Source organism: Streptomyces collinus Tu 365, assembly GCF_000444875.1.
GTDB classification, from domain to species: Bacteria; Actinomycetota; Actinomycetes; order Streptomycetales; family Streptomycetaceae; genus Streptomyces; species Streptomyces collinus_A.
On the sequence record NC_021985.1, the window covers coordinates 6,050,571 to 6,075,382 of the forward strand.

General features: G+C 71.9%; 24 protein-coding genes and 1 pseudogene. 23 read left to right on the forward strand and 2 right to left on the reverse strand.

Annotated features, from left to right (window positions below):
• Window position 1: 1 nt before the first annotated feature.
• The 3 genes from B446_RS26390 (at window position 2) to ftsH (ending at window position 6,120) form a co-directional block, all read left to right on the forward strand.
• Window positions 2-2,452 (forward strand): [protein-PII] uridylyltransferase, encoded by a 2,451-nt coding sequence (locus B446_RS26390; RefSeq protein WP_020942479.1) that lies wholly within the window; start codon window positions 2-4, stop codon window positions 2,450-2,452.
• Between the two features lie 80 nt (window positions 2,453-2,532).
• Window positions 2,533-4,080, forward strand: a complete 1,548-nt coding sequence (gene ffh, locus B446_RS26395) for a signal recognition particle protein (protein WP_020942480.1) — start codon at window positions 2,533-2,535, stop codon at window positions 4,078-4,080.
• 96 nt (window positions 4,081-4,176) lie between these two features.
• A complete protein-coding gene (ftsH, locus tag B446_RS26400) occupies window positions 4,177-6,120 on the forward strand; it encodes an ATP-dependent zinc metalloprotease FtsH (protein ID WP_078614800.1) in 1,944 nt (647 codons plus the stop codon).
• Between the two features lie 46 nt (window positions 6,121-6,166).
• Here ftsH and B446_RS26405 read toward each other — a convergent pair whose 3' ends face one another.
• Complete coding sequence (locus B446_RS26405; protein WP_078614801.1) at window positions 6,167-7,027, reverse strand: class I SAM-dependent methyltransferase; 861 nt, start codon at window positions 7,025-7,027, stop codon at window positions 6,167-6,169.
• A 500-nt stretch (window positions 7,028-7,527) separates the two neighbouring features.
• On the opposite strand from B446_RS26405, the gene B446_RS26410 reads away from it, so the two are divergent.
• From B446_RS26410 to B446_RS26485, 17 genes and pseudogenes are all read left to right on the forward strand, one after another.
• Window positions 7,528-8,130 carry a hypothetical protein gene (locus B446_RS26410; RefSeq protein ID WP_020942483.1) on the forward strand — a complete coding sequence of 201 codons (603 nt, stop codon included), beginning with the start codon at window positions 7,528-7,530 and terminating at the stop codon, window positions 8,128-8,130.
• A 309-nt stretch (window positions 8,131-8,439) separates the two neighbouring features.
• Window positions 8,440-8,859 (forward strand): 30S ribosomal protein S16, encoded by a 420-nt coding sequence (rpsP, locus tag B446_RS26415; protein ID WP_020942484.1) that lies wholly within the window; start codon window positions 8,440-8,442, stop codon window positions 8,857-8,859.
• 5 nt (window positions 8,860-8,864) lie between these two features.
• Window positions 8,865-9,104: an RNA-binding protein gene (locus tag B446_RS26420; protein WP_020942485.1), complete on the forward strand. Its 240-nt coding sequence runs from the start codon at window positions 8,865-8,867 to the stop codon at window positions 9,102-9,104.
• A gap of 82 nt (window positions 9,105-9,186) precedes the next feature.
• Window positions 9,187-9,777, forward strand: a complete 591-nt coding sequence (rimM, locus tag B446_RS26425; protein WP_020942486.1) for a ribosome maturation factor RimM — start codon at window positions 9,187-9,189, stop codon at window positions 9,775-9,777.
• Window positions 9,777-10,610 carry a tRNA (guanosine(37)-N1)-methyltransferase TrmD gene (gene trmD / locus B446_RS26430; protein ID WP_020942487.1) on the forward strand — a complete coding sequence of 278 codons (834 nt, stop codon included), beginning with the start codon at window positions 9,777-9,779 and terminating at the stop codon, window positions 10,608-10,610. The genes rimM and trmD overlap by 1 nt, the downstream gene beginning before the upstream one ends.
• A 135-nt stretch (window positions 10,611-10,745) precedes the next feature.
• Window positions 10,746-11,096, forward strand: a complete 351-nt coding sequence (rplS, locus tag B446_RS26435) for a 50S ribosomal protein L19 (protein ID WP_020942488.1) — start codon at window positions 10,746-10,748, stop codon at window positions 11,094-11,096.
• Between the two features lie 45 nt (window positions 11,097-11,141).
• Window positions 11,142-11,837 carry a signal peptidase I gene (gene lepB, locus B446_RS26440; protein ID WP_020942489.1) on the forward strand — a complete coding sequence of 232 codons (696 nt, stop codon included), beginning with the start codon at window positions 11,142-11,144 and terminating at the stop codon, window positions 11,835-11,837.
• Window positions 11,830-12,933: pseudogene (gene lepB / locus B446_RS37395) on the forward strand (signal peptidase I); the annotation flags it as partial. The gene lepB (B446_RS26440) and the pseudogene lepB (B446_RS37395), both read left to right, overlap by 8 nt.
• Window positions 12,824-13,813 (forward strand): signal peptidase I, encoded by a 990-nt coding sequence (gene lepB / locus B446_RS39890; protein WP_078614802.1) that lies wholly within the window; start codon window positions 12,824-12,826, stop codon window positions 13,811-13,813. The pseudogene lepB (B446_RS37395) and the gene lepB (B446_RS39890), both read left to right, overlap by 110 nt.
• A gap of 91 nt (window positions 13,814-13,904) precedes the next feature.
• Window positions 13,905-14,663 (forward strand): signal peptidase I, encoded by a 759-nt coding sequence (gene lepB, locus B446_RS26450; RefSeq protein ID WP_043476490.1) that lies wholly within the window; start codon window positions 13,905-13,907, stop codon window positions 14,661-14,663.
• Window positions 14,656-15,186 carry an NUDIX hydrolase gene (locus B446_RS26455; protein ID WP_020942493.1) on the forward strand — a complete coding sequence of 177 codons (531 nt, stop codon included), beginning with the start codon at window positions 14,656-14,658 and terminating at the stop codon, window positions 15,184-15,186. Before lepB (B446_RS26450) ends, B446_RS26455 begins: the two co-directional genes overlap by 8 nt.
• A gap of 56 nt (window positions 15,187-15,242) precedes the next feature.
• Window positions 15,243-15,551, forward strand: a complete 309-nt coding sequence (locus B446_RS26460; RefSeq protein ID WP_003965949.1) for a DUF2469 domain-containing protein — start codon at window positions 15,243-15,245, stop codon at window positions 15,549-15,551.
• Window positions 15,552-15,638: 87 nt separating this feature from the next.
• Window positions 15,639-16,034, forward strand: a complete 396-nt coding sequence (locus B446_RS26465) for a YraN family protein (protein WP_078614803.1) — start codon at window positions 15,639-15,641, stop codon at window positions 16,032-16,034.
• A 1-nt stretch (window position 16,035) separates the two neighbouring features.
• Window positions 16,036-17,661, forward strand: a complete 1,626-nt coding sequence (locus B446_RS26470; protein ID WP_020942495.1) for a YifB family Mg chelatase-like AAA ATPase — start codon at window positions 16,036-16,038, stop codon at window positions 17,659-17,661.
• A gap of 64 nt (window positions 17,662-17,725) precedes the next feature.
• A complete protein-coding gene (dprA, locus tag B446_RS26475; RefSeq protein WP_020942496.1) occupies window positions 17,726-18,895 on the forward strand; it encodes a DNA-processing protein DprA in 1,170 nt (389 codons plus the stop codon).
• A 359-nt stretch (window positions 18,896-19,254) separates the two neighbouring features.
• The gene (gene whiG, locus B446_RS26480; protein ID WP_020942497.1) at window positions 19,255-20,097 is read left to right on the forward strand and encodes an RNA polymerase sigma factor WhiG; all 843 of its coding nucleotides are present in this window, start codon (window positions 19,255-19,257) and stop codon (window positions 20,095-20,097) included.
• Window positions 20,098-20,161: 64 nt separating this feature from the next.
• Window positions 20,162-20,719 (forward strand): TetR/AcrR family transcriptional regulator, encoded by a 558-nt coding sequence (locus B446_RS26485; protein ID WP_043476492.1) that lies wholly within the window; start codon window positions 20,162-20,164, stop codon window positions 20,717-20,719.
• A gap of 338 nt (window positions 20,720-21,057) precedes the next feature.
• Here B446_RS26485 and B446_RS26490 read toward each other — a convergent pair whose 3' ends face one another.
• Window positions 21,058-21,627, reverse strand: coding sequence for a murein hydrolase activator EnvC family protein (locus B446_RS26490; protein WP_043479141.1), 570 nt, complete (start codon window positions 21,625-21,627; stop codon window positions 21,058-21,060).
• A gap of 286 nt (window positions 21,628-21,913) precedes the next feature.
• Here B446_RS26490 and rpsB point away from each other — a divergent pair, with 286 nt between their 5' ends.
• The 3 genes from rpsB to pyrH all read left to right on the forward strand — a co-directional run bounded on the left by rpsB (window position 21,914) and on the right by pyrH (window position 24,782).
• Window positions 21,914-22,828 (forward strand): 30S ribosomal protein S2, encoded by a 915-nt coding sequence (rpsB, locus tag B446_RS26495; protein ID WP_020942500.1) that lies wholly within the window; start codon window positions 21,914-21,916, stop codon window positions 22,826-22,828.
• 167 nt (window positions 22,829-22,995) lie between these two features.
• The gene (gene tsf, locus B446_RS26500) at window positions 22,996-23,832 is read left to right on the forward strand and encodes a translation elongation factor Ts (protein ID WP_020942501.1); all 837 of its coding nucleotides are present in this window, start codon (window positions 22,996-22,998) and stop codon (window positions 23,830-23,832) included.
• Window positions 23,833-24,023: 191 nt separating this feature from the next.
• Entirely contained in the window at window positions 24,024-24,782 is a 759-nt protein-coding gene (gene pyrH / locus B446_RS26505; RefSeq protein ID WP_020942502.1) for a UMP kinase, read from the forward strand.
• The last annotated feature ends 30 nt before the right edge of the window (window positions 24,783-24,812 follow it).

Genomic DNA, 24,812 nt, shown 5'->3' on the forward strand with positions numbered 1-24,812 from the left:
GGTGACGGGTACGGATGTGCGGAACGAAGCGGATGACTCGGGACCCAGCGGCTACGCGGCGGCCCGGCTGCGCCTCCTCTGCGAGGAGGGGCGGTCCGGGCCGCCGCGCCGTGCCGCCCTGGCCAAGCTGACCGACGACTGGCTCGCCGGACTGTTCACCGCCGGGGCCCGGGACCTCAGGGGCGTCTCGCTCGTCGCCGTCGGCGGCTACGGCCGCGGCGAGCTGTCCCCGCGCAGTGACCTGGACCTGCTGCTGCTCCACGACGGGAACGCGCCCGACGCGGTCGCCGCCCTCGCCGACCGCCTCTGGTACCCCGTCTGGGACCTCGGCCTCGCCCTCGACCACTCCGTGCGCACCCCGGCCGAGGCCCGCAGGACGGCCGGCGAGGACCTGAAGGCCCACCTCGGCCTCCTCGACGCCCGCCACCTCGCCGGCGACCTCGGCCTCACCGCGGCCCTGCGCACCACCGTCCTCGCCGACTGGCGCAACCAGGCACCCAAGCGCCTCCCCGAACTGCGGGACCTGTGCGCCGAGCGCGCCGAACGCCAGGGCGAGCTCCAGTACCTCCTGGAACCCGACCTCAAGGAGGCCCGCGGCGGCCTGCGGGACGCCACCGCCCTGCGCGCCGTCGCCGCCTCCTGGCTGGCCGACGCCCCGCGCGAGGGCCTCGCCGACGCCCGCCGGCGCCTCCTCGACGCCCGGGACGCCCTGCACCTGGTGACCGGCCGGGCCACCGACCGGCTGGCACTGCAGGAACAGGACCAGGTGGCGGCCGGCCTGGGCCTGCTCGACGCCGACACCCTGCTCCGGCAGGTCTACGAGGCGGCCCGCGTGATCTCGTACGCCGGCGACGTCACCTGGCGCGAGGTGGGCCGCGTGCTGCGGTCGCGGTCCGTCCGCCCGCGGCTGCGCGCCATGCTGGGCGGCGGCAGGCCGGTCGCCGAACGCTCACCGCTCGCCGAGGGCGTGGTGGAGCAGGAGGGCGAGGCGGTGCTCGCCCGCTCCGCGCGCCCTGACCGCGACCCCGTGCTCCCGCTGCGCGCCGCGGCCGCCGCCGCGCAGGCAGGACTCCCGCTCTCCCTGCACGCCGTACGGCGCCTGGCCGCCGTGGCCCGGCCGCTGCCCACGCCCTGGCCCGCCGAGGCGCGCGAACAACTGGTGACCCTGCTCGGTTCCGGCCGCCCCACCGTCGACGTCTGGGAGGCGCTGGAGGCGGAGGGCCTGATCAGCCGGCTGCTGCCCGACTGGGAGCGGGTCCGCTGCCGCCCGCAGCGCAACGCCGTCCACATCTGGACCGTGGACCGGCACCTGATCGAGACCGCGGTCCGCGCCTCCGAGCTGACCCGCCGGGTCGGCCGCCCGGACCTGCTGCTGGTCTCCGCGCTGCTGCACGACATCGGCAAGGGCTGGCCCGGCGACCACTCCGTGGCCGGCGAGATCATCGCCAGGGACGTGGCCGCCCGGATCGGCTTCGACCCCGCCGACGCCACCGTCCTCGCCACCCTCGTCCGGCACCACCTGCTGCTCGTCGAGACGGCCACCCGGCGCGACCTGGAGGACCCGGCGACGGTCCGCGCGGTCGCCGACGCCGTCGGCACCCAGAGCACCCTGGAACTGCTGCACGCCCTCACCGAGGCGGACGCCCTCGCCACCGGCCCCGCCGCCTGGTCCTCCTGGCGCGGCTCCCTCGTCGCCGACCTGGTCCGGCGCGTCGGCGCCGTCCTGGCCGGGGACGGCCCCGACGAACCCGAACCCGCCGCGCCCACGGCCGAGCAGGAGCGGCTGGCCATCGAGGCATTCCGCACCGGCAGCCCGGTCCTCGCGCTGCGCGCCCAGCCCGAACCGGCCGGCGAGGAGGAGGCCCCCGGCGCGCCCGAGCCGCTCGGCGTGGAACTGGTCATCGCCGTCCCGGACCAGCCGGCCGTGCTGCCCGCCGTCGCCGGCGTCCTCGCCGTGCACCGCCTGACCGTCCGCACCGCCGAGCTGCGCACCCTGCGCCTGCCCGACGACGTCGACGACGGAGCGCTCCTGCTGCTGAACTGGCGGGTGGCCGCCGAGTACGGCTCCCTGCCCCAGGCGGCCCGGCTGCGCGCGGACCTGGTCCGCGCCCTGGACGGCTCCCTCGACATCGCCGGCCGCCTCGCCGAGCGGGACGCCGCCTATCCGCGCCGCCGCGGCTGGGTGGCACCGCCCCCGCGCGTCACGGTGGCCCCGGCCGCCTCGCACCACGCCACGGTGATCGAGGTGCGCACGCAGGACGCGCCCGGCCTGCTGTTCCGCATCGGCATGGCCCTGGAGAAGGCCGGGGTGCGGGTGCGCAGCATGCACGTCAGCACCCTCGGGGCCAACGCCGTCGACGCCTTCTACGTCACCACCGGCACGGGCGCGCCGCTGCCGGACGGGGACGCGGCATCGCTGGCGCGCGTGCTCGAGGAGACCCTGCGGGCATGACCCTGCCCCGGTGAGTTCGGCGCCGGGATACCCTTGAGGGCGATTCCAAGAAGCCACCGACCCCGAGGACCGCGAGCGCCGTGTTCGACACTCTCTCCGATCGCCTGTCAGCGACTTTCAAGAACCTGCGCGGCAAGGGACGGCTCTCCGAGGCGGATGTCGACGCCACGGCACGTGAGATCCGTATCGCGCTCCTCGAAGCGGACGTGGCGCTGCCCGTCGTGCGTTCCTTCATCAAGAACCTGAAGGAGCGCGCGCTCGGCGCCGAGGTCTCCCGGGCGCTGAACCCGGCCCAGCAGGTCCTGAAGATCGTCAACGAGGAACTGGTCACCATCCTCGGCGGCGAGACCCGGCGGCTGCGCTTCGCCAAGCAGCCCCCCACCGTCATCATGCTGGCGGGTCTCCAGGGTGCCGGTAAGACCACCCTGGCGGGCAAGCTCGGCAAGTGGCTCAAGGACCAGGGCCACTCGCCGCTGCTGGTCGCCGCCGACCTCCAGCGCCCGAACGCCGTCAACCAGCTCAGCGTCGTCGCCGACCGCGCCGGCGTCGCCGTCTACGCCCCGGAGCCGGGCAACGGCGTGGGCGACCCGGTCAAGGTCGCCAAGGACTCCATCGACTTCGCGAAGTCCAAGGTCCACGACATCGTGATCGTGGACACCGCCGGCCGTCTCGGCATCGACCAGGAGATGATGCAGCAGGCCGCGGACATCCGCGACGCCGTCTCCCCGGACGAGATCCTGTTCGTCGTCGACGCGATGATCGGCCAGGACGCCGTCAACACCGCCGAGGCCTTCCGCGACGGCGTCGGCTTCGACGGCGTGGTCCTCTCCAAGCTCGACGGTGACGCCCGCGGTGGTGCGGCGCTCTCGATCCGCCAGATCACCGGCAAGCCGATCATGTTCGCGTCGAACGGCGAGAAGCTGGACGACTTCGACGCGTTCCACCCGGACCGGATGGCCTCCCGCATCCTCGACATGGGTGACCTGCTCACCCTGATCGAGCAGGCGGAGAAGACCTTCAGCCAGGAAGAGGCCGCTCAGATGGCCTCGAAGCTGGCGTCCAAGAAGGGCCAGGACTTCACCCTGGACGACTTCCTGGCCCAGATGGAGCAGGTCCGCAAGATGGGCTCCATCTCCAAGCTGCTCGGCATGCTCCCGGGCATGGGCCAGATCAAGGACCAGATCCAGAACATCGACGAGCGTGACGTCGACCGCACCGCCGCGATCATCAAGTCGATGACCCCGGTCGAGCGCCAGGACCCGACGATCATCAACGGCTCCCGCCGCGCCCGTATCGCCAAGGGCTCGGGCGTCGAGGTCAGCGCGGTGAAGAACCTGGTCGAGCGGTTCTTCGAGGCTCGCAAGATGATGTCCCGGATGGCCCAGGGCGGCGGCATCCCCGGCATGCCGGGGATCCCGGGCATGGGCGGCGGCCCCGGCCGGAGCAAGAAGCAGCCGAAGAAGGCCAAGGGCAAGCAGCGCTCCGGCAACCCGATGAAGCGCAAGCAGCAGGAGCTGGAGGACGCCCAGCGCCGCGAGGCGGCGGGCCAGGGCGGCGCCTTCGGCCTGCCCCAGCAGGGCGGTCAGGACTTCGAACTGCCGGACGAGTTCAAGAAGTTCATGGGCTGATCCGACCCCGCACCACACGTCGTCGAGGGCGCCCCCCGGACCCGGGGGGCGCCCTCAGCGCGTGCCGTGGTCCGTCATGTGCCGTAACGTCCTGGTATGAGCAATGCCGCGCCGCCACGCCAGGCCCCTGACCAGCCGTGGCGCGCCGAGGGCACACCGGACGAGCCGCCGAGGCGGTCCGGGGGCCCGAGACTGCGCGGCGGCCGGTGGTGGGGTCTGCTCGTCACCGCGGTGATCGTCTTCCTGCTCGCCTACTTCGGCCTGAACTACCTCGGCCAGGGCAACGAGCCGACGATCTCGTACACCGAGTTCAGCCGGGAGGTCGGCGCCGGCAACGTCGCCACGATCTACTCCAAGGGCGACGCGATCCAGGGGCAGCTCAAGAGCCCCCGCGCCAACCCCGAAGGCGGCGGCACCTACAGCAAGTTCAGGACGCAGCGGCCGGCCTTCGCGACCGACAAGCTGTGGCAGGAGCTCAGCAGCCACGGCGTCACGGTGACCGCGCGACCGGTGGTGCAGGAGCGCAGCTTCCTGTCCAACCTGCTGATCTCGCTCATCCCCATCGTGATCCTCGCCGCGGTCTGGATCTTCTTCGCCCGGCGGATCGGAGCGGGACTGGGCGGGGCCGGCGGCATGTTCGGCCGGAAACCGCCGCCCAAACCGGTCGGGCCCCGCCCCGACAGCAAACGCACCACCTTCGCGGACGTGGCCGGGATCGACGAGGTCAAGGGCGAACTGGACGACGTCGTCGACTTCCTGGAGCACCCCGACGCCTACCGCAGGATGGGCGCCAAACTGCCCCGCGGGGTGCTGCTCGCGGGCCAGCCCGGCACCGGCAAGACCCTGCTGGCCCGCGCGGTCGCCGGCGAGGCGGGCGTGCCGTTCTTCTCCGCCTCGGCGTCCGAGTTCATCGAGATGATCGTCGGTGTCGGCGCGTCCCGGGTCCGCGAGCTGTTCGCCGAGGCCCGCAAGGTGGCGCCGTCCATCATCTTCATCGACGAGATCGACACCATCGGACGGGCGCGCGGCAGCGGCGCCTCGATGAGCGGCCACGACGAGCGCGAGCAGACGCTGAACCAGATCCTCACGGAGATGGACGGCTTCTCGGGCTCCGAGGGCGTGATCGTCATCGCCGCGACCAACCGCGCGGACATCCTCGACCCGGCACTGACCCGGCCGGGCCGCTTCGACCGGGTGGTCAACGTGGCCCCGCCGGACCGCGGCGGACGCGAGGCGATCCTGCGGATCCACACCCGGGACATCCCGCTCGCCCCCGACGTGGACCTGCCCCAGATGGCACGGGTGACCCCCGGTATGACAGGTGCGGATCTGGCCAATCTCGCCAACGAGGCCGCCCTGCTCGCGGTCAAGCGCAAGCAGGACCAGGTGACCGCCGGCGACCTGTCCGAGGCGCTGGAGAAGGTGCAGCTCGGCGCCGAACGCACCCTCGTGATGCCCGAGGAGGACCGCCGCCGCACCGCCTACCACGAGAGCGGCCACGCCCTCCTCGGCATGCTCCAGCCGGGCGCCGACCCCGTCCGCAAGATCACCATCGTGCCGCGCGGCCGGGCCCTCGGCGTGACAATGTCCACCCCCGAGGTGGAGCGCTACGCGCACTCGGAGGAGTACCTGCGCGGCCGCATCATCGGCGCCCTCGGCGGAATGGCCGCGGAGGACGTCGTGTACGGCGTCGTCACCACGGGCGCCGAGAACGACCTCGAGCAGGTCACCAACATCGCGCGCGGGATGGTGGCCCGCTGGGGCATGAGCGAGCGCGTCGGCCGCCTGTCCGCCCTCCCGAGCGACGCCCAGCAGGCGTACGGCCTCGCGGCAGCCCCCCACACCCTCGACGTGATCGACGGGGAGATGCGCCGGATCGTCGACGAGTGCTACGAGGAGGCCCTCCACAAGCTCCGCGAGCACCGCGGCCGGCTCGACGCCCTGGCCGGGGCGCTCCTGGAGAGCGAGACGCTGGAGGAGGCGGAGGCCTACCGGATCGCCGGCATCCCGCGCCTGGCCAAGGAGTCCGAGACGGCGTGAGCCCGCACCGCCCCCGCCGAACGCCCCGGATCGGCCGCGCCGCCCGCTACGGCACGCGCGCGATGAGGTAGCGGAACACGTTGGGCATCCACACCGTGCCGTCCTCGCGCCGGTACGGGTGCAGCGCCTCCGTCAGCTCCTTGGTCACCTGCTTGCGGTCGGTCGCCGCGACCGCCGCGTCGAACAGGCCCGTCGACAGCAGCCCGCGCAGGGCGCTGTCGGTGTCGGCGTACCCGAACGGGCACGACACCCGCCCCGAGCCGTCCGGCTTCAGCCCGGCCCGGTGGGCGACCTCCTCCAGGTCGTCACGGCGGGCGGGGCGCCACCGGCCAGCGCCGCGCAGCGGATCGGCCAGCTTCGTCGCCACCCGCAGCACCGAGGAGGTGGCGCAGCGCTCCGGCGGGCCCCAGCCGGCCAGCACCACGGCCGCGCCGTGGCCCGCCCGCGGCAGCGCCGCCGCCAGCAGCTCGCCCAGCCCCTCGGCGTCGCCCGCCCGGCAGCCGATCGGCTCGAAGACGGTCACCACGGTGTACGGGGGCGTCCGGGCGCCGGCCGCGTCTCCGGGGGAGCCCGCCACGAGCCGCACACCGGCACGCGCGCGCGTGCCGCGCGGCCCGTCCGGCTGCAGGCGCTCGCGCGCCAGGGCGAGCCGTTCGGGGCACGAGTCGACACCGGTGACCGAAGCCCCCCGGGAGAGGGCCATCAGCAGGGCGAGCCCGGAGCCGCAGCGCAGACCCAGGAGCCTGGTGCCCGGGCCCACTTCAAGTCGCTCGTGGACGGTCTCGTAGAGCGGCACCAGCATCCGCTCCTGGATCTCGGACCAGTCACGCGCGCGTGCGCACAGGTCCACGCGGGGTGGTGCGGAAGCCGCGTGTGACAGGTGTTCCCGCACGAGCGTAGGTGTCATAGGTAAGCGCCCCATTCCGCCGACAGTTCGTCGCAGTGCCCGATTGCGTGGCCCCCGTGCCGTGCGCTCGCACTATCCACGTATGCCAGGTAACTCCCGGCTCGCGGTGCCGTCCAGGGGTCGTGGGGCCCCGCTTGGGTCCGGTGCGCCTGTGTGGCGAGATTTCACGTCCGCGCAACCTGCGCGACCCGCCGGATGCCGGGGCGGGCGCGGGCCCGGGGTAACGTCGCGGGCGTCGCGGGCGCTGAGTGAGACAACGAGCCGTACGCGAGAGCGACCGAAACGCACCTTGCGCATCGCCGGATCCCAGCAGCACCGGGACGTACACGCCGGGCCGTACGTCACGCTACGCACCGGCTTGGTACGAGGTGTGAGGCTTCTCCGCAGATCAGCGCACCCGCCCTCGTCAGGACACATCAGTGGCAACTGACGGGTACGTGCAAATTATTTGGGATGGCCCGGAATAGGAACACAGGGGCACCCACGCTCGTTGTCATTACGTGAGCACGACACAGACACCACCTGTTCTCGCCGCAGAGCTGGCGCAGGCGTGGGCCGATATCCAGCGGTACCACCCCGAGCTGCCTGACCTTGCCGCGCCAGAGTCCCTGATCGGGGAGTCGTCGTCCGCGTGCGGGCACGAGCTCTCCTTCGAGCGACTGCTTCACGAGGCAGTCCATGGCATCGCCGCCGCCCGCGGGGTCCGCGACACCTCCCGCGCCGGCCGCTACCACAACCGCCGATTCCTCGCCATCGCCGAGGAGCTGGGCCTGGACCACCCCGAGGAGCCGCATCCCAGCAGCGGCTTCTCGCTGGTCACGCTCAACCCCGAGGCCAAGCGCCGTTACCGCCCCACCATGGAGCGGCTCCAGCGCGCCCTGAAGGCCCACACGGCGGCCACCTCCGCCGACACCTCCCGCACGTTCCGCGGCCCGGCCGCCCGGCACGGCTCCTCCGGTGGCGGGGTCCGTGTCAAGGCGGTCTGCGACTGCGGGCGCAACGTCCGGGTGGTCCCCTCGGTGCTGGCCCAGGCCCCCATCGTGTGCGGCGGCTGCGGCAAGCCGTTCCGCATCCCGGAGGTCGTGGGAGCGGCGGCGAGCTAGGGGTACGGCTGCTCGTGGCAGCCGTACCCGGCTTCCCCGCCGGGGCTCGCGCACCCGACGTGACTCACCTCCGCGCCGGGTGCCTCCTCGGCATGCCCTGACGGGGCCGCCTGCCCTCGCCGCCGCCCTCGTCCGCACCCTCCGCCAGAAGCGACCCGCCGGGTATGGCACAATGGCTAGCTGTACTCGACAGTCGCACAGGACCCCTCTCTCCTCCGGCTGACGCGTCCATCGGGCACTCGGGTACCGCAACCCCACGCGGCCGTCTCGCCGTGCCCAACCACGTCAAAATCAGGAGAATCCACTCCCGTGGCAGTCAAGATCAAGCTGAAGCGTCTGGGCAAGATCCGTTCGCCTCACTACCGCATCGTCGTCGCCGACTCCCGCACCCGCCGTGACGGCCGTGCGATCGAGGAGATCGGCAAGTACCACCCGACCTACAACCCGTCGGTCATCGAGGTGGACGCCGACCGCGTCGCGTACTGGCTGGGTGTCGGCGCGCAGCCGACCGAGCCCGTCCTCGCCATCCTGAAGAAGACCGGCGACTGGCAGAAGTTCAAGGGCGAGCCCGCCCCGGCGCCGCTGCTCGTCGCCGAGCCGAAGGCCACCCGCCCGTCGTTCGAGGCGCTCGGCGGTGACGACGAGGGCAAGGGTGAGGCCATCACCCAGAAGAAGAAGGCTGAGAAGAAGGACGAGGCCGCGGCTGAGTCCGAGTCGACCGAGGCCTGAGCAGCATGCTCGAAGAGGCGCTTGAGCACCTCGTGAAGGGCATCGTCGACAACCCTGACGATGTGCAGGTCGCCTCGCGTGACCTGCGCCGCGGGCGCGTGCTCGAGGTCCGGGTGCACCCCGAGGACCTCGGCAAGGTGATCGGCCGCAACGGCCGCACCGCGCGCGCTCTGCGCACCGTCGTGGGCGCCATCGGCGGCCGTGGTGTCCGTGTCGACCTCGTCGACGTGGACCAAGTCCGCTGACGCTTTCGCAGCACCGGCTCGGGCCGGGGAGGGCCACTGGGCCGTCCCCGGCCCGTAGTCGTATGACAGGAGAACAAGCACAGTGCAGCTGGTAGTCGCACGGATCGGCCGTGCCCATGGCATCAAGGGCGAGGTCACCGTCGAGGTACGCACCGACGAGCCCGAACTCCGGCTCGCGCCCGGCGCGGTACTCGCCACCGAACCCGCCTCCACGGGACCGCTCACCATCGAGACCGGCCGTGTGCACAGCGGCCGGCTGCTGCTGCGCTTCGCGGGCGTGAGCGACCGCACCGGCGCCGAGGCCCTGCGCAACACCCTCCTGATCGCCGAGATCGACCCGGAGGAGCTGCCCGAGGGCGAGGACGAGTACTACGACCACCAGCTCATGGACCTCGACGTGGTGACCGAGGACGGCACCGAGGTCGGCCGGATCACGGAGATCTCCCACCTGCCCTCCCAGGACCTGTTCATCGTGGAACGCCCGGACGGCAGCGAGGTCATGATCCCGTTCGTGGAGGAGATCGTCACCGAGATCGACCTGGAGGAACAGCGGGCCGTCATCGCCCCGCCCCCGGGCCTGATCGACGACCGCGCGGAGATCGCGTCCTCCCGCGAAGAGGACGAGTCGTCCCGCGACGAGGACGCGTCCTCCCGCCACGAGGACGAGTCCTGATGCGCCTCGACGTCGTCACGATCTTCCCCGAGTACCTGGAACCGCTGAACGTCTCCCTCGTCGGCAAGGCACGCGCGCGCGGCCGGCTGGACGTGCACGTCCACGACCTGCGGGAGTGGACGTACGACCGCCACAACACGGTCGACGACACCCCCTACGGCGGCGGCCCGGGCATGGTCATGAAGACCGACCCCTGGGGCGACGCCCTGGACACGGTCCTCGCCGACGGCTACGAGTCCGGCGCCCGGACCCCCGCGCTGATCGTCCCCACCCCGAGCGGCCGCCCCTTCACCCAGGAACTCGCCGTCGAGCTGTCCGAGCAGCCCTGGCTGATCTTCACACCGGCGCGCTACGAGGGCATCGACCGGCGGGTCATGGACGAGTACGCGACCCGGATGCCGGTCCACGAGGTCTCCATCGGCGACTACGTGCTCGCCGGCGGCGAGGCGGCCGTCCTGGTGATCACCGAGGCCGTGGCCAGGCTGCTGCCCGGCGTCCTCGGCAACGCCGAGTCCCACCGGGACGACTCCTTCGCGCCCGGCGCGATGGCGAACCTCCTGGAGGGCCCCGTCTACACCAAGCCGCCCGTCTGGCGCGGCCGGGACATCCCGGACGTGCTGCTCAGCGGCCACCACGGCAAGATCGCCCGCTGGCGCCGCGACGAGGCGCTCCGGCGCACCACGGCCCACCGGCCCGACCTGATCGAGCACTGCGAGCCCAAGGCCTTCGACAAGAAGGACCGCGAGATGCTCTCCATCCTGGGCTGGGCCCCGGACCCGGAGGGCGAGCCGTACGGCCGATTTTGGCGCAGGACCGGGGCCGTGGAAGAATAGACCGCTGTTGTGCGCCCGTCCGGCGTGCGCCCCTGCCACAGGGGGACACGACGCCCGTCCCGACCCGCACGGCAGACCTCTTGTACACCTAGTTCCCGTTGATGACCTGTGGCATCAGCGAAGAAAGCAGACGAAATGTCTCACCTGCTCGACACCGTCGACGCCGCGTCGCTGCGCAGCGACATCCCGGCCTTCCGCCCGGGTGACACCGTCAACGTGCACGTCCGCGTCATCGAGGGCAACCGCTCCCGTGTGCAGCAGTTCAAGGGCGTGGTGATCCGTCGCCAGGGCTCCGGCGTCCGCGAGACCTTCACGGTCCGCAAGGTCTCGTTCTCCGTCGGCGTCGAGCGCACCTTCCCGGTGCACACCCCGATCGTCGAGAAGATCGAGCTGGTCACCCGTGGTGACGTGCGCCGCGCCAAGCTGTACTACCTCCGTGAGCTGCGCGGCAAGGCCGCGAAGATCAAGGAGAAGCGCGACAGCTGAGCGCTTTACGGAGGTCACAGCGGAGCCGGATAGCATCTCGCTCCGATGGACACCGAAGCACAGCCGACGGAACGCGACCGCTCCTCCCTTCCCGGTACACCGGGTTCGGAGGGCCGGTCGCGTTTCGCGTTGCCGGCGTGGGCCGCCGACCGGCTGCCGGGCGGCAAGATCAGCCTCACCCTCCTCGCCTGCCTGGGGTTTTTGCTCCTCCTCAACGCTTTCGTGGTGCAACCGTTCCAGATTCCGAGCGGATCCATGGAACAGGGATTGAGGATCGGTGACCGCGTCCTCGTAAATAAGTTGGCGTACCGTTTCGGTGCCCAGCCGCGCCGCGGCGACGTGGTTGTCTTCGACGGGACCGGGTATTTCGGGGACGCCGACTACATCAAACGCGTTGTCGGGGTGGGGGGAGACCATGTGGTGTGCTGCGACACGAAGGGAAGGATCGAGGTGAACGGCCGACCGGTCGACGAGACGGCGTTCCTCCATCCCGGGGACACCCCGTCCGCCGTCCCCTTCGACGTCGTCGTGCCCGCGGGCCGTCTGTTCCTCCTCGGGGACCACCGCGGTGACTCCCGCGACTCCCGCGACCACCTCGGCTCACCCGGCGGCGGCATGGTGCCCGTCGGCGACGTCATCGGCCGGGCCGACTGGATCGTCTGGCCGTACGACCGGCTGACCCGGCTGCACCGCCCGTCCGCGTACGCGCGCGTGCCCGCCGCGGAGGGTGCGCATGGGTAACCGCGGCAGGCCACGTGGGGTGTCCAGCACGCCGGCCGACAACCTGCTGCCCACCGGGACGCGCCGGACCTCTGCCGCGGCCGGCCCCGGCCCCGGCCCCGGCCGCAGCCGCGCCGAGCGGCGCAGGCTCCAGCGCAAGGTGAAGCGCAAGCGCAGGCGTTCGGCTGTTCGGGAGATCCCCCTTCTGGTCGGTGTCGCCGTCCTGATAGCGCTGGTCCTCAAGACCTTCCTCGTCCAGGCGTTCGTGATCCCGTCGGGCTCGATGGAGCAGACGATCCGGATCGGCGACCGCGTCCTGGTCGACAAGTTCACCCCGTGGTTCGGCTCCAAGCCCCAGCGCGGGGACGTCGTGGTGTTCCACGACCCGGGCGGCTGGCTGGCCGACGAACAGACCGCGCCCAAGCATGACCCGATCGTCGTCAAGCAGGTCAAGGAAGGCCTCACGTTCATCGGCCTGCTGCCCTCGGACAACGAGAAGGACCTGATCAAACGGGTGATCGGGGTCGGCGGCGACCACGTCAAGTGCTGTGACGCGCAGGGCCGGGTCACCGTCAACGGCGTCCCCCTCACCGAGGGCCCCTACCTGTATCCGGGCAGCGCCCCGTCCGCCACGCCCTTCGACATCACCGTGCCCAAGGGGCGCCTGTGGGTGATGGGCGACCACCGGGACAACTCCGCCGACTCCCGCGCCCACCAGAACACGCCGTACGGCGGCACGGTCTCCGAGAACTCGGTGGTCGGGCGCGCCATGGTGATCGGCTGGCCCGTCGGCCACTGGACGCGCCTCGACGAACCTAAAACCTTCGCAAGCGTGGTGAACTCCGTGTCGGGGTCGACCGCGGCCCCTGTGCTGTCGCATAGGGTTGCCTCCGACGATCCGAACGCAATGACCCGGCTCCCGACCCCTGCGGAACTCCCGCTCGTTATGGGAGTGGTGGGCCTGCACCGTGGATGGGGCAGGCGGCGGCACAGAGTAAGGAGTTGGCGTGGGGGATGTGGCGGTTGGCGCACGGTCGGGACACGACGGCGAGGAGCACCGCGGGCACCCCGTGGAGGCGAACGTCCCCGGTCCGGACGGCGCCCTGACCTCCGGGAACTCGGAGTTCTCGGCGACGGGAGACGACACGCCGGAGGGACGGCGCCCCGAAGCCGGGAGCGACGGTACGGACGCGGGCGCGCGCCCGCCGAAGAAGCCGCGCTCGTTCTGGAAGGAACTGCCGATCCTCATCGGCATCGCGCTGGTCCTCGCCCTGCTGATCAAGACGTTCCTGGTCCAGGCGTTCTCGATCCCGTCGGACTCGATGCAGAACACCCTCCAGCAGGGTGACCGTGTCCTGGTCGACAAGCTCACCCCGTGGTTCGGCTCCAAGCCCGAGCGCGGTGAGGTCGTCGTCTTCCACGACCCGGACGACTGGCTGGCCGGCGAGCCGACGCCCAATCCGAACCCGGTGCAGAAGGTACTCAGCTGGATCGGCCTGATGCCGTCCGCCGAGGAGAAGGACCTGATCAAGCGGGTGATCGGCGTCGGCGGTGACACCGTCGAGTGCAAGGGCACCGGTCCGCTGACGGTCAACGGCAAGGCGCTGAACGAGCCGTACGTCTACCCGGGCAACACCCCCTGCAGCCAGGACGACCAGGGCGGCCAGTTCAAGGTCAAGGTCCCCAAGGGCTACATCTGGGTGATGGGCGACCACCGCCAGAACTCCCGCGACTCGCGCTACAACCAGTCCGACAAGCACCACGGCATGGTCCCCGTCGACAAGGTCGTCGGCCGCGCCATCGTCAAGGCCTGGCCGATCAACCGCTGGGGCACCCTGCCCGTCCCGGACACCTTCGACCAGCCCGGCCTGAACCAGCAGTCCTCCGCCGCGGCCTCCCTCTCGGTGGCCCCCGGGGGTGTCGCCGTGGCTGCGGTGCTGCCGGTGGTGCTGTGGCGGCGCAGGCGGACCGAGCCGGTGGCGGCCGGGAAGCGCTGAACACGCCGGTCGTGAAGGTGCCGGTCCGGAATGTGCGGGCGGCGAAAGAGGGGCTGCCCCTGCTCGGTACCGCCGGGTAGGGTGCGGGTCCATGGGTGGCGAGAGCACGACGCGTACGGCCCCGCGCAGCGGGAGCACAGGCACGGCACAGGCCGGTGGCAGCCGGCTCGGGCATCGGCTGTCCGGGCTGGCCGTGGCGCTGGGCCTGGTGATGTTCCTCGGCGGATTCGTCTGGGGAGCCCTGATCTACCGGCCGTACACCGTGCCCACCAGTTCGATGACCCCGACGATCGACATCGGCGACCGGGTGCTGGCCGAGAAGGTCGACGGCGGCGACGTCAAGCGCGGTGACGTCGTCGTCTTCCGCGACAAGGACTGGGTCGCCAACGCCAAGGTGGTCAAGCGGGTCGTCGCGGTCGGCGGCGACACCGTCTCCTGCTGCACCGAAGGCAAGCTCACCGTCAACGGCAAGCAGATCGACGAGCCGTACCTGCCCGAGGGCAGTCTGGCCGAGATCAAGGACTTCCCGACGGTGACCGTCCCCGAGGGCCGTCTCTTCCTGCTCGGCGACGAGCGCCAGGGCTCCCTGGACTCCACCGCCCACCTCACCGACGCGGCCCGGGGCACGGTGGCCCGCGATGCCGTCTCCGCCCGCGTCGACGCCGTCGTCTGGCCCATGAAGGGCATGCTCAAGCGGCCCACCGGCTTCGAGGCGCTGGGCGCCCTCTCCCAGCCGGGCCCGCTGCGGGCCATCGGACTGCTGATCGTCGCCGGTGCCGTCCTGGTCCTCGGCGGCGGCGCCTACGGCCCGGTCGCCAAGCGGCTGGGCCGCTCCCGCGCCCGTGGCTGACTCCACCGGGCCCACGCCGGCCGGTGAGGACACCTGCCGGGGCGGTCTGCGCAGGGTCGCCCGGGTGGTCCTGCTCGACCCCCGCGACCGCATCCTCCTGCTGCACGGCCACGAGCCGGACGACCCGGCCGACGACTGGTGGTTCACCCCCGGCGGCGGAGTGGAGGGCGACGAGACGCGCGAAGAGGCCGCTCTCAGGGAACTCGCCGAGGAGACCGGTGTCACCGACGTCCGGCTCGGCCCCGTGCTGTGGCGCCGGCGGTGCTCCTTCCCGTTCGCCGGCCGCCGCTGGGACCAGGACGAGTGGTACTACCTGGCCCGCACCACCCAGACGGCCACCGCGGCGCTGGGCCTGACCGAGCTGGAGCGGCGCAGTGTCGCCGGAGCGCGCTGGTGGACGTGTCAGGAACTGACCCGGTCACATGAGACGGTGTATCCGACCAGACTCGCCGGGCTGCTGCGCACGCTGCTCGACGAAGGTCCCCCGGCCAGACCCGTGACCCTCGACACGGAAATCGTCTGAGGGTCCGTCGGACTGGCGCACAATGGTGGGATCGCACGGCTGAAGGGGAACATGCCATGAGCGCCGAGGACCTCGAGAAGTACGAGACCGAGATGGAGCTGAAGCTCTACCGGGAGTACCGAGATGTCGTCGGTCTGTTCAAATACGTGATCGAGACAGAGCGGCGTTTCTATCTCACCAACGACTACGAGATGCAGGTGCACTCGGTACAGGGCGAGGTGTTCTTCGAGGTCTCCATGGCCGACGCCTGGGTCTGGGACATGTACCGGCCGGCCCGCTTCGTGAAGCAGGTCCGCGTCCTGACCTTCAAGGACGTGAACATCGAGGAGCTCAACAAGAGCGACCTCGAACTTCCGGGCGGCTGACACGCCCGCGGAATCCTCATTTCGGGTGACGAGGTTTTCCACAACCGCCGGGTAGCACACCAAGATCCACTTCTGTGCCCGTGATGCGTGACGGTTGGCGCCGGAGGTGGTGCCGACATGAGCAGGGCACGCAGGGGACTCGGCAGGTACGGCGAGGATCTGGCCGCGCGGCGGCTGACCGAGGCCGGTATGACGATCGTGGAGCGCAACTGGCGCTGCGGACGGTCCGGCGAAATCGACATCGTGGCCCGGGACGGGACCACGCTTGTCGTCTGCGAGGTGAAGACCCGCAGGTCAGGATCGTTCCAGCACCCAATGGCCGCGGTGACGCCCGCGAAGGCGCGACGGCTGAGGGACCTCGCCGAACGCTGGATCCAGAGCCACGGCGGAGCCCCGCCGGGAGGCGTCCGCATCGACCTGGTCGGCGTCCTCCTGCCCCGCCGGGGCGCCGCGACCGTCGAGCACGCGCGGGGGGTGTCCTGACATGGGATTCGCCCGTACGTGCTCGGTGGCCCTGGTGGGCGTCGAGGGAGTGGTCGTCGAGGTCCAGGCCGACCTGGAACCCGGCGTGGCGGCCTTCACCCTGGTGGGCCTGCCCGACAAGAGCCTGACGGAGAGCCGCGACCGGGTCCGCGCCGCGGTGGTGAACTCGGGCGGCGAGTGGCCGCAGAAGAAGCTCACCGTAGGCCTCAGCCCGGCCTCCGTGCCGAAGGCCGGCTCCGGGTTCGACCTGGCCGTCGCCTGCGCGGTGCTCGGCGCCGCCGAACGTATCGACCCCAGGATCCTCGCCGACCTCGTCATGATCGGGGAACTGGGCCTCGACGGCCGGGTGCGGCCGGTGCGCGGCATCCTGCCCGCCGTCCTCGCGGCCGCCGAAGCGGGCTACGAGCAGGTGGTCGTCCCCGAGTGCGCCGCCGCCGAGGCGTCCCTGGTCCCCGGCGTGTCCGTGCTCGGCATCCGCAGCCTGCGCCAGCTGATCGCCGTCCTCACCGACGCACCCGTGCCCGAGGAGGAGCCCGACGACCAGGGACGCCCCGACCCCCTGCTGGCCGGCCTGCGGGTGCCGGGCACGGGAGCGGCCACCGGCATGCACAGCACCGGCGCCGCGCACTACGACCAGGGCCAGGACCTGGCCGACGTCGTGGGCCAGACCTCGGCGCGCACGGCCGTGGAGGTGGCCGCGGCCGGCGGGCACCACCTGTTCCTCGAAGGGCCGCCGGGCGCGGGCAAGACCATGCTCGCCGAGCGGCTGCCGGCCGTGCTGCCCCGGCTCACCCGCGAGGAGTCGCTGGAGGTCACGGCGGTGCACTCGGTGGCCGGGCTGCTGCCCCCGGGCAAGCCGCTCGTCGACGCCGCGCCCTACTGCGCCCCGCACCACTCGGCCACGATGCAGTCGCTCGTCGGCGGCGGCCCGGGCGTCGCCCGCCCCGGCGCCGTCTCCCTCGCCCACCGGGGCGTGCTCTTCCTCGACGAGGCGCCCGAGTTCCACGGCCAGACGCTGGACGCCCTGCGGCAGCCCCTGGAGTCCGGGCACGTGGTGATCGCGCGCAGCGCGGGCGTGGTCCGGTTCCCCGCCCGGTTCCTGATGGTCCTGGCGGCCAACCCCTGCCCCTGTGGACGCTTCTCGCAGCGGGACGCCCTGTGCGACTGCCCGCCGTCGGCGATCCGCCGCTACCAGGCCAGGCTCTCCGGCCCCCTGCTGGACCGGGTCGACCTGCGGGTCGAGGTCGACCCGGTCACCCGCGCCCAGCTCACCGACCCCGGTGCCCGGGGCGAGTCCACCGCCGCCGTGGCCGGGCGGGTCCGGGCGGCCCGGGAGCGGGCGGCCGCCCGGCTCGCCGGGACCCCGTGGCGCACCAACGGCGAGGTACCCGGACGGGAGCTGCGCGGCCGCTTCCATGCCGCCGCCGGAGCGATGGACGAGGCCGAGCGCAATCTCGAACGCGGTGTGCTCACGGTCCGCGGGATCGACCGGGTGCTGCGCGTCGCCTGGACGGTGGCGGACCTCGTCGGCCACGATCGGCCGGACGCCGGCGACGTCGGTCTCGCCCTGCAACTGCGCACCGGGGTGCCACGGGGCGTGCCCATGGCCATCGGGGCCCTGACATGACCGGGGGCCTGCCAGGGCGGGGGCACCGGTACGACGGGGCACCCGACACGGCGGAGGTACCGGCATGAGCGCGGGCGACCGGGAGCGGAAGCCGGAGCGGGAGCTGCTGGACCGGGTCTTCCTCACCCGGGTCGTCGAGCCGGGCGACGAGGTCGCGGGCCGGTGGCTGCGGAGGTACGGGCCGCGGGAGACGGCGCGGCGGCTGCGGGACGGCGGGGAGCCGCTGCCGGGGGTGAGCGCGACGCGGTGGGGCGGCCTGGTGGCCCGGGCGCGGCGGGCCGATCCGGAACGGGACCTCGACCAGGCGCACCGGGCCGGCGTGCGGTTCGTGGGCCCGGGGGACATGGAATGGCCCGGCCAGCTCGACGACCTCGGCGACGCGCGGCCCCTGGGGCTGTGGGTCCGGGGGCGGCCCGGGCTGCGGATGTGGGCCCTGAGATCCGTCGCCGTGGTCGGGGCCCGCGCCTGCACCGAGTACGGCACCCATGTCGCCGGGACGCTCGCCGCGGAGCTCGCCGAGCGAGGTTGGGTCGTCGTCTCGGGCGGTGCCTACGGGATCGACGGGGCCGCCCACCGCGGCGCCCTCGCCGCCGGCGGAGCCACCGTCGCCGTACTGGCCTGCGGTGTCGACCGCCCCTATCCGCGCGGCCACACCGCCCTGATCGGCCGGATCGCCGAACAGGGTCTGGTGGTCGGTGAGTTGCCGCCGGGCGAGCATCCGACACCGAGCCGCTTCGTCCTGCGCAACCGGGTGATCGCGGCCCTGACCAGGGGAACCGTCGTCGTGGAGGCCGCCTGCCGCAGCGGCTCGCTGGTCACCGCCCGGGCGGCGGCGCGTCTGGGCAGGCTCACCATGGGCGTGCCCGGACCCGTCACCAGCGGGCTCTCCGCCGGCGTGCACGACATGCTGCGCGGCGAGGCGGTCCTGGTCACCGACGCGGCCGAGGTGGTCGAAGTCGTGGGCGACATGGGTGAGCTGGCTCCGCCCCGGCGGGGGCCGGTCCTCCCGCGTGACCTGCTGGAGCCGGCCGCCCGCGCCGTGCTGGCCGCCCTGCCGGGGGATCGCGTGGCCCCCGTGGGTGAGATCGCGTGCGACGCGGGCACCACGCCGGACGACGCGATCGCGAGACTGTACGAACTCCGAGCACTTGGCTACGTCGAACGACACGGCGACGGCTGGAAGTTGACACGCCAGGCGATGATCTCCGCCCGGACCGGCCGGGAGGGATGTTGACCGAGCGTGTTCGGCCGTCCGGGGGAACCCCCTACATCCTTGGGAATTCCCGGAGTTGGCACCCGCGTCCGATCACGCAGAGCGAGCCGCGCGGTGCGGCGGCAGACCCGGTGGGGGAGGTGCGCGCAGGGGTGGTGCCTCGCTGTTCGCACACCGCGACTCCTCAGTCACGCTACGCTCACGAAGTCCGGGCGCAGAACGCGCCATCTCCACATCAGGCCGACAGCTCACCCAGGTGCCCCACATCGGTGCACGACCCCCAGGGCACCGCACCCACCCCACCACATCCCACCTCAGGTCACTTCCCCCGCTCCACGGCAGAACACGGCACTTCACGGCAGAACGGCACAAGGCGACGAATGCCCCAGCACACCTCCGGGTCAGACCGGGCGGCGATCCCCCCAGCCGCCCGCGACGGTGGCAGCGTGCGGCCGCCCGCTCCCTCGACGCTCGACGAGCTGTGGCGGTCGTACAAGGCGACGGGGGACGACCGGCTGCGGGAGCAGCTGATCCTGCACTACTCACCCCTCGTCAAATACGTGGCGGGCCGGGTCAGCGTGGGTCTGCCGCCCAATGTGGAGCAGGCCGACTTCGTCTCCTCGGGCGTGTTCGGGCTGATCGACGCGATCGAGAAGTTCGACGTCGACCGGGAGATCAAGTTCGAGACCTACGCGATCACCCGGATCCGGGGCGCGATGATCGACGAACTGCGGGCGCTGGACTGGATCCCCCGGTCCGTCCGGCAGAAGGCGCGCAACGTCGAACGGGCGTACGCGACGCTGGAGGCGCGGCTCAGACGTACCCCCACGGAAGGGGAGGTCGCCGCCGAGCTGGGCATGGAGGTGGACGACCTCCACGCCGTGTTCAGCCAGTTGTCGCTGGCCAACGTCGTCGCCCTGGAGGAGTTGCTGCACGTCGGCGGTGAGGACGGGGACGGGCTCAGCTTCATGGACACGTTGGAGGACACCGCCGCCGACAACCCGGTGGAGGTGGCCGAGGACCGGGAGCTGAGACGGTTCCTGGCCCGGGCGATCAACACCCTGCCCGACCGTGAGAAGACCGTGGTCACGCTGTACTACTACGAGGGACTGACCCTCGCGGAGATCGGGAACGTGCTCGGGGTCACCGAGAGCCGGGTCAGTCAGATCCACACCAAGTCGGTGCTCCAGCTGCGGGCCAAGCTGGCGGCCTTCGGGCGCTGACTCCTCCCTTCCGCGGTGGCGGGTCCGTAAAGTGGTTGACGTGCCAAGGATTCGAGCGGCCTCCGTGGCCGAGCACCGGTCGATGCAGCGAGCCGCCCTGCTGGACGCGGCTCGGTCCCTGCTGTCCGAGGGCGGGACGGAGGCGCTGACCTTCCCCGCCCTGGCCGAGCGCACCGGACTGGCGCGCTCGTCCGTGTACGAGTACTTCCGCTCGCGCGCCGCCGTCGTCGAGGAGCTGTGCGAGGTCGACTTCCCGGTGTGGGCGGCCGAGGTCGCGGCGGCCATGGAGCGTGCGGCGACGGCCGAGGACAAGGTCGAGGCGTACGTACGGCAGCAGCTCACCCTGGTCGGCGACCGGCGGCACCGCGCCGTCGTGGCGATCTCGGCGAGCGAGCTGGACGCGGGGGCGCGCGAGAAGATCCGGGCGGCGCACGGGGAACTGGTCGCGATGGTCGTGGAGGCCCTCCGCGAGATGGGCCACGAGCAGCCCCGGCTCGCCGCGATGCTCCTCCAGGGCGTCGTGGACGCGGCCGTCCGCCGCATCGAACTGCTCGCCCCGGAGGACCCCTCCACGGTGACGGACGCGGCGGTGAACATGGCCCTGCGCGGGGTCCGGGGCTGACCCCACCGACCCCGCCCGGGCCGCTGACGCCACCTGCCCTGCCCGGGGCGCCGACGCTGACGCCATCTGCCCCGTCGGCTCCGGCGAGCTCCCGCCGCTGACGCCGTCGGCCTCTCCGGGCATCCGCCGCTGACACCACCGCCCCCGCCGGGCAGCCCGCCGTCGACCCCACCGAGGCCCCCGCCGCTGACGCCGTCGGCCCCGCCGCTGACACCACCGCCCCCCTCACCGGCCACCCCGCGGCCCCCCACCGGCCACCCTGCCCCGCATCCCCGCCACCCCGCCCCGCCGCCCGCTGCCTCGTTCACCTGCCCGTGCCCGGCCGCACGCGGCGGCCGTCACTCCGGCAGGGGCACGCCCAGGACCGGCAGCAGGCGGGACGGGTCGTTGCGCAGCAGCCAGGGTGGGAGCAGGGACAGGGGGTTCAGGTAGGTCTCGCCGCGCAGCAGGCCCCAGTGGACGCAGGTCGTGGGGCAGTGCGGTGCCGGTGTCTCGACCGTGCCGACCACCTCGCCCGCCCGCACCTCGTCCCCCTTGCGCACCGACGCGCGTACCGGCTCGTAGGTGGTCCGGAGGTCCGTGCCCGTCAGCTCCACCGACACCACACCGCGCCCGGCCACCCGGCCCGCGAAGGACACCCGGCCGGCGGCGACCGCCCGTACCGGGGCACCGGGCGCCGCGCCCAGGTCGACACCCCGGTGCCCGGGCCCGTACACCGTCGCCGGCGGCTCCCAGCCACGCAGCAGCACCGGCCGCACCCCCACCGGCCAGGCGCGTCCGATGGCCGGAACGCCGTCACCGGCCGGCGGCGCGGGTGCCGGCGCCGGCACGTCCGCCCGGGCCGGGGGAGCCGGCACGGACACCGCGCAGACCAGCGGCAGACCCGCCCACAGAGCCACGTATCGCATCACCCGTCGCATACGAGAACCCTCCACCGGGCGAACCGGTCATGGCCGGGATCTGTGGAGAACCCACCGCTTGTGGACAGCGGCGTCACCCGCCGCTCCGCCGGTCCCGTACACTTCTTCTGGCGATCCGGGTCACCGGGTCGACTTCGCACGCCCCGGTACGGCATCCGGAAACGGTTCGTACCAAGCGCCCCTCGGTCCCTAGCGGCACGGCGCATCGCGGGCGTCAGGCGCGGCCGCCGTCCGGCGGGCGCGGCACAACCGAGAAATTCAAGGAGATACGGCCATGGCCGTCGTCACGATGCGGGAGCTGCTGGAGAGCGGCGTCCACTTCGGTCACCAGACCCGTCGCTGGAACCCGAAGATGAAGCGCTTCATCTTCACCGAGCGCAACGGCATCTACATCATCGACCTGCTCCAGTCGCTGTCGTACATCGACCGCGCCTACGAGTTCGTCAAGGAGACCGTCGCCCACGGCGGCACGGTCATGTTCGTCGGCACGAAGAAGCAGGCGCAGGAGGCCATCGCCGAGCAGGCCACCCGCGTCGGCATGCCCTACGTCAACCAGCGCTGGCTGGGCGGCATGCTCACCAACTTCTCCACCGTCTACAAGCGTCTGCAGCGCCTCAAGGAGCTCGAGCAGATCGACTTCGAGGACGTCGCCGCGTCGGGTCTGACCAAGAAGGAGCTTCTCGTGCTCTCGCGCGAGAAGGCCAAGCTGGAGAAGACCCTCGGTGGTATCCGCGAGATGCAGAAGGTGCCCAGCGCCGTCTGGATCGTGGACACCAAGAAGGAGCACATCGCGGTCGGTGAGGCCCGGAAGCTCAACATCCCGGTCGTCGCGATCCTCGACACCAACTGCGACCCCGACGAGGTCGACTACAAGATCCCGGGCAACGACGACGCGATCCGCTCCGTCACCCTGCTCACCCGCGTGATCGCCGACGCCGTCGCCGAGGGCCTCATCTCCCGCTCGCGCGTCGCCACCGGTGACAAGGGCGAGAAGGCCGCCGGCGAGCCGCTCGCCGAGTGGGAGCGCGACCTCCTCGAGGGCGAGAAGAAGGCCGACGAGGCTGCTCCGGCCGCCGAGGCCGCCCCCGCCGAGGCCGAGAAGCCGGCCGAGGCTCCCGCCGCCGAGGCCCCCGCCACCGAGGCCCCCGCCGCCGAGGCCGCCCCGGCCGCCGAGGGCGAGCAGGCCTGACGTCAGCGTTGACGGCGGGGGCGGCACCAGCAGCGCCCCCGGCGCGGTGAAGTCCGCCCCCGCCGTTCACCCGCAGGTCGGCACGCCGTCCGTTGTCCGCGATCACATGTGGACCGGAGCGTGCCGCTCTCCGATCTCCCAAGACTTCGAGAAAGACTCACAGACTCATGGCGAACTACACCGCCGCCGACGTCAAGAAGCTCCGTGAGCTCACCGGCGCCGGCATGATGGACTGCAAGAAGGCGCTGGACGAGGCCGAGGGCAACGTCGACAAGGCCGTCGAGGCGCTGCGCATCAAGGGCCAGAAGGGCGTCGCCAAGCGCGAGGGCCGCTCCGCCGAGAACGGCGCCGTGGTCTCCATCATCGCCGACGACAACTCCTCCGGCGTCCTCGTCGAGCTGAAGTGCGAGACGGACTTCGTCGCCAAGGGTGACAAGTTCCAGGCCGTGGCCAAGGCCATCGCCGAGCACGTCGCCAAGACGAACCCGGCCGACCTGCAGGCCCTGCTCGCCTCCGAGATCGAGGCCGGCAAGACCGTCCAGGCGTTCGTGGACGAGGCCAACGCCAACCTCGGCGAGAAGATCGTCCTGGACCGCTTCGCGCAGTTCACCGACGGCTACGTCACCGCCTACATGCACCGCACCATGCCCGACCTGCCCCCGCAGATCGGTGTCTTGGTCGAGCTCGACAAGCCGAACGCCGAGATCGCCAAGGGCGTCGCCCAGCACATCGCGGCCTTCGCGCCGAAGTACCTCGCCAAGGACGACGTCCCGGCCGAGGTCGTCGAGTCCGAGCGCCGCATCGCCGAGGAGACCACCCGCGCCGAGGGCAAGCCCGAGGCCGCGATCGCCAAGATCGTCGAGGGTCGTCTCAACGGCTTCTTCAAGGACGCCACGCTGCTCGGCCAGCCGTACGCGCTCGACAACAAGAAGTCGGTCCAGAAGGTGCTGGACGAGGCCGGTGTCACCCTGAAGCGCTTCACGCGCATCAAGGTCGGCATCTGAGTCCGTACCGCGATCGACGCTCGACCCCTATAGGGTCGACAGCAGTCGTCCGGGCACACCGCCACACCCAGGCATGTGGCGGACGGCAGCAGATCTGACGAGGAGGCCATTGCCGCGCATGGGAGCGAAAAGCGAACCCATCGGCAATGGCCTTCTTCGTATGTGCAACACGTGAAAGAGGCGGGATCTCCATGACCACCAAGGCCCAGAAGAGCGACGACGGCAAAGTACGCGGCCGGTTTCTGCTGAAGCTGTCCGGAGAGGCCTTCTCCGGAGGCGGGGGCCTGGGCGTGGACCCGGACGTGGTGCACAAGATCGCCCGTGAGATCGGGTCCGTCGTCCGCGACGGCGCCGAGATCGCGGTCGTCATCGGCGGCGGCAACTTCTTCCGCGGCGCCGAACTCCAGCAGCGCGGCATGGACCGGGCGCGCTCCGACTACATGGGCATGCTCGGCACCGTGATGAACTGCCTCGCCCTCCAGGACTTCCTGGAGAAGGAGGGCATCGACAGCCGGGTGCAGACCGCCATCACCATGGGCCAGGTCGCCGAGCCGTACATCCCGCTGCGCGCCGTGCGCCACCTGGAGAAGGGCCGCGTGGTCATCTTCGGCGCCGGTATGGGCATGCCCTACTTCTCCACCGACACCACCGCCGCCCAGCGTGCCCTGGAGATCGACGCCGAGGCGCTGCTCATGGGCAAGAACGGTGTGGACGGGGTCTACGACTCCGACCCCAAGACCAACCCCGACGCCGTCAAGTTCGACGCCCTCGGCTACGGCGAGGTCATCACCCGCGAGCTCAAGGTCGCCGACGCCACCGCGATCACCCTCTGCCGGGACAACAAGCTGCCGATCCTCGTGTTCGAGCTCCTGGCGGAGGGCAATATCGCGCGGGCCGTCAAGGGTGAGAAGATCGGCACGCTGGTGGGTGACCCCGGCAGCCGGGACTGACCGGCACGCCCCGTCGCCCGGGGCACGCCA

What these genes read in the sequence shown, in the direction of transcription:
- ftsH (WP_078614800.1), top strand. Translation starts at nt 4,177, where the DNA reads ATGAGCAATGCCGCGCCGCCACGCCAGGCCCCTGACCAGCCGTGGCGC.
- B446_RS26405 (WP_078614801.1), bottom strand. Translation starts at nt 7,027, where the DNA reads ATGACACCTACGCTCGTGCGGGAACACCTGTCACACGCGGCTTCCGCA.
- B446_RS26420 (WP_020942485.1), top strand. Translation starts at nt 8,865, where the DNA reads ATGCTCGAAGAGGCGCTTGAGCACCTCGTGAAGGGCATCGTCGACAAC.
- trmD (WP_020942487.1), top strand. Translation starts at nt 9,777, where the DNA reads ATGCGCCTCGACGTCGTCACGATCTTCCCCGAGTACCTGGAACCGCTG.
- rplS (WP_020942488.1), top strand. Translation starts at nt 10,746, where the DNA reads ATGTCTCACCTGCTCGACACCGTCGACGCCGCGTCGCTGCGCAGCGAC.
- lepB (WP_020942489.1), top strand. Translation starts at nt 11,142, where the DNA reads ATGGACACCGAAGCACAGCCGACGGAACGCGACCGCTCCTCCCTTCCC.
- lepB (WP_043476490.1), top strand. Translation starts at nt 13,905, where the DNA reads ATGGGTGGCGAGAGCACGACGCGTACGGCCCCGCGCAGCGGGAGCACA.
- B446_RS26460 (WP_003965949.1), top strand. Translation starts at nt 15,243, where the DNA reads ATGAGCGCCGAGGACCTCGAGAAGTACGAGACCGAGATGGAGCTGAAG.
- B446_RS26470 (WP_020942495.1), top strand. Translation starts at nt 16,036, where the DNA reads ATGGGATTCGCCCGTACGTGCTCGGTGGCCCTGGTGGGCGTCGAGGGA.
- dprA (WP_020942496.1), top strand. Translation starts at nt 17,726, where the DNA reads ATGAGCGCGGGCGACCGGGAGCGGAAGCCGGAGCGGGAGCTGCTGGAC.
- whiG (WP_020942497.1), top strand. Translation starts at nt 19,255, where the DNA reads ATGCCCCAGCACACCTCCGGGTCAGACCGGGCGGCGATCCCCCCAGCC.
- B446_RS26490 (WP_043479141.1), bottom strand. Translation starts at nt 21,627, where the DNA reads ATGCGATACGTGGCTCTGTGGGCGGGTCTGCCGCTGGTCTGCGCGGTG.
- rpsB (WP_020942500.1), top strand. Translation starts at nt 21,914, where the DNA reads ATGGCCGTCGTCACGATGCGGGAGCTGCTGGAGAGCGGCGTCCACTTC.
- tsf (WP_020942501.1), top strand. Translation starts at nt 22,996, where the DNA reads ATGGCGAACTACACCGCCGCCGACGTCAAGAAGCTCCGTGAGCTCACC.
- pyrH (WP_020942502.1), top strand. Translation starts at nt 24,024, where the DNA reads ATGACCACCAAGGCCCAGAAGAGCGACGACGGCAAAGTACGCGGCCGG.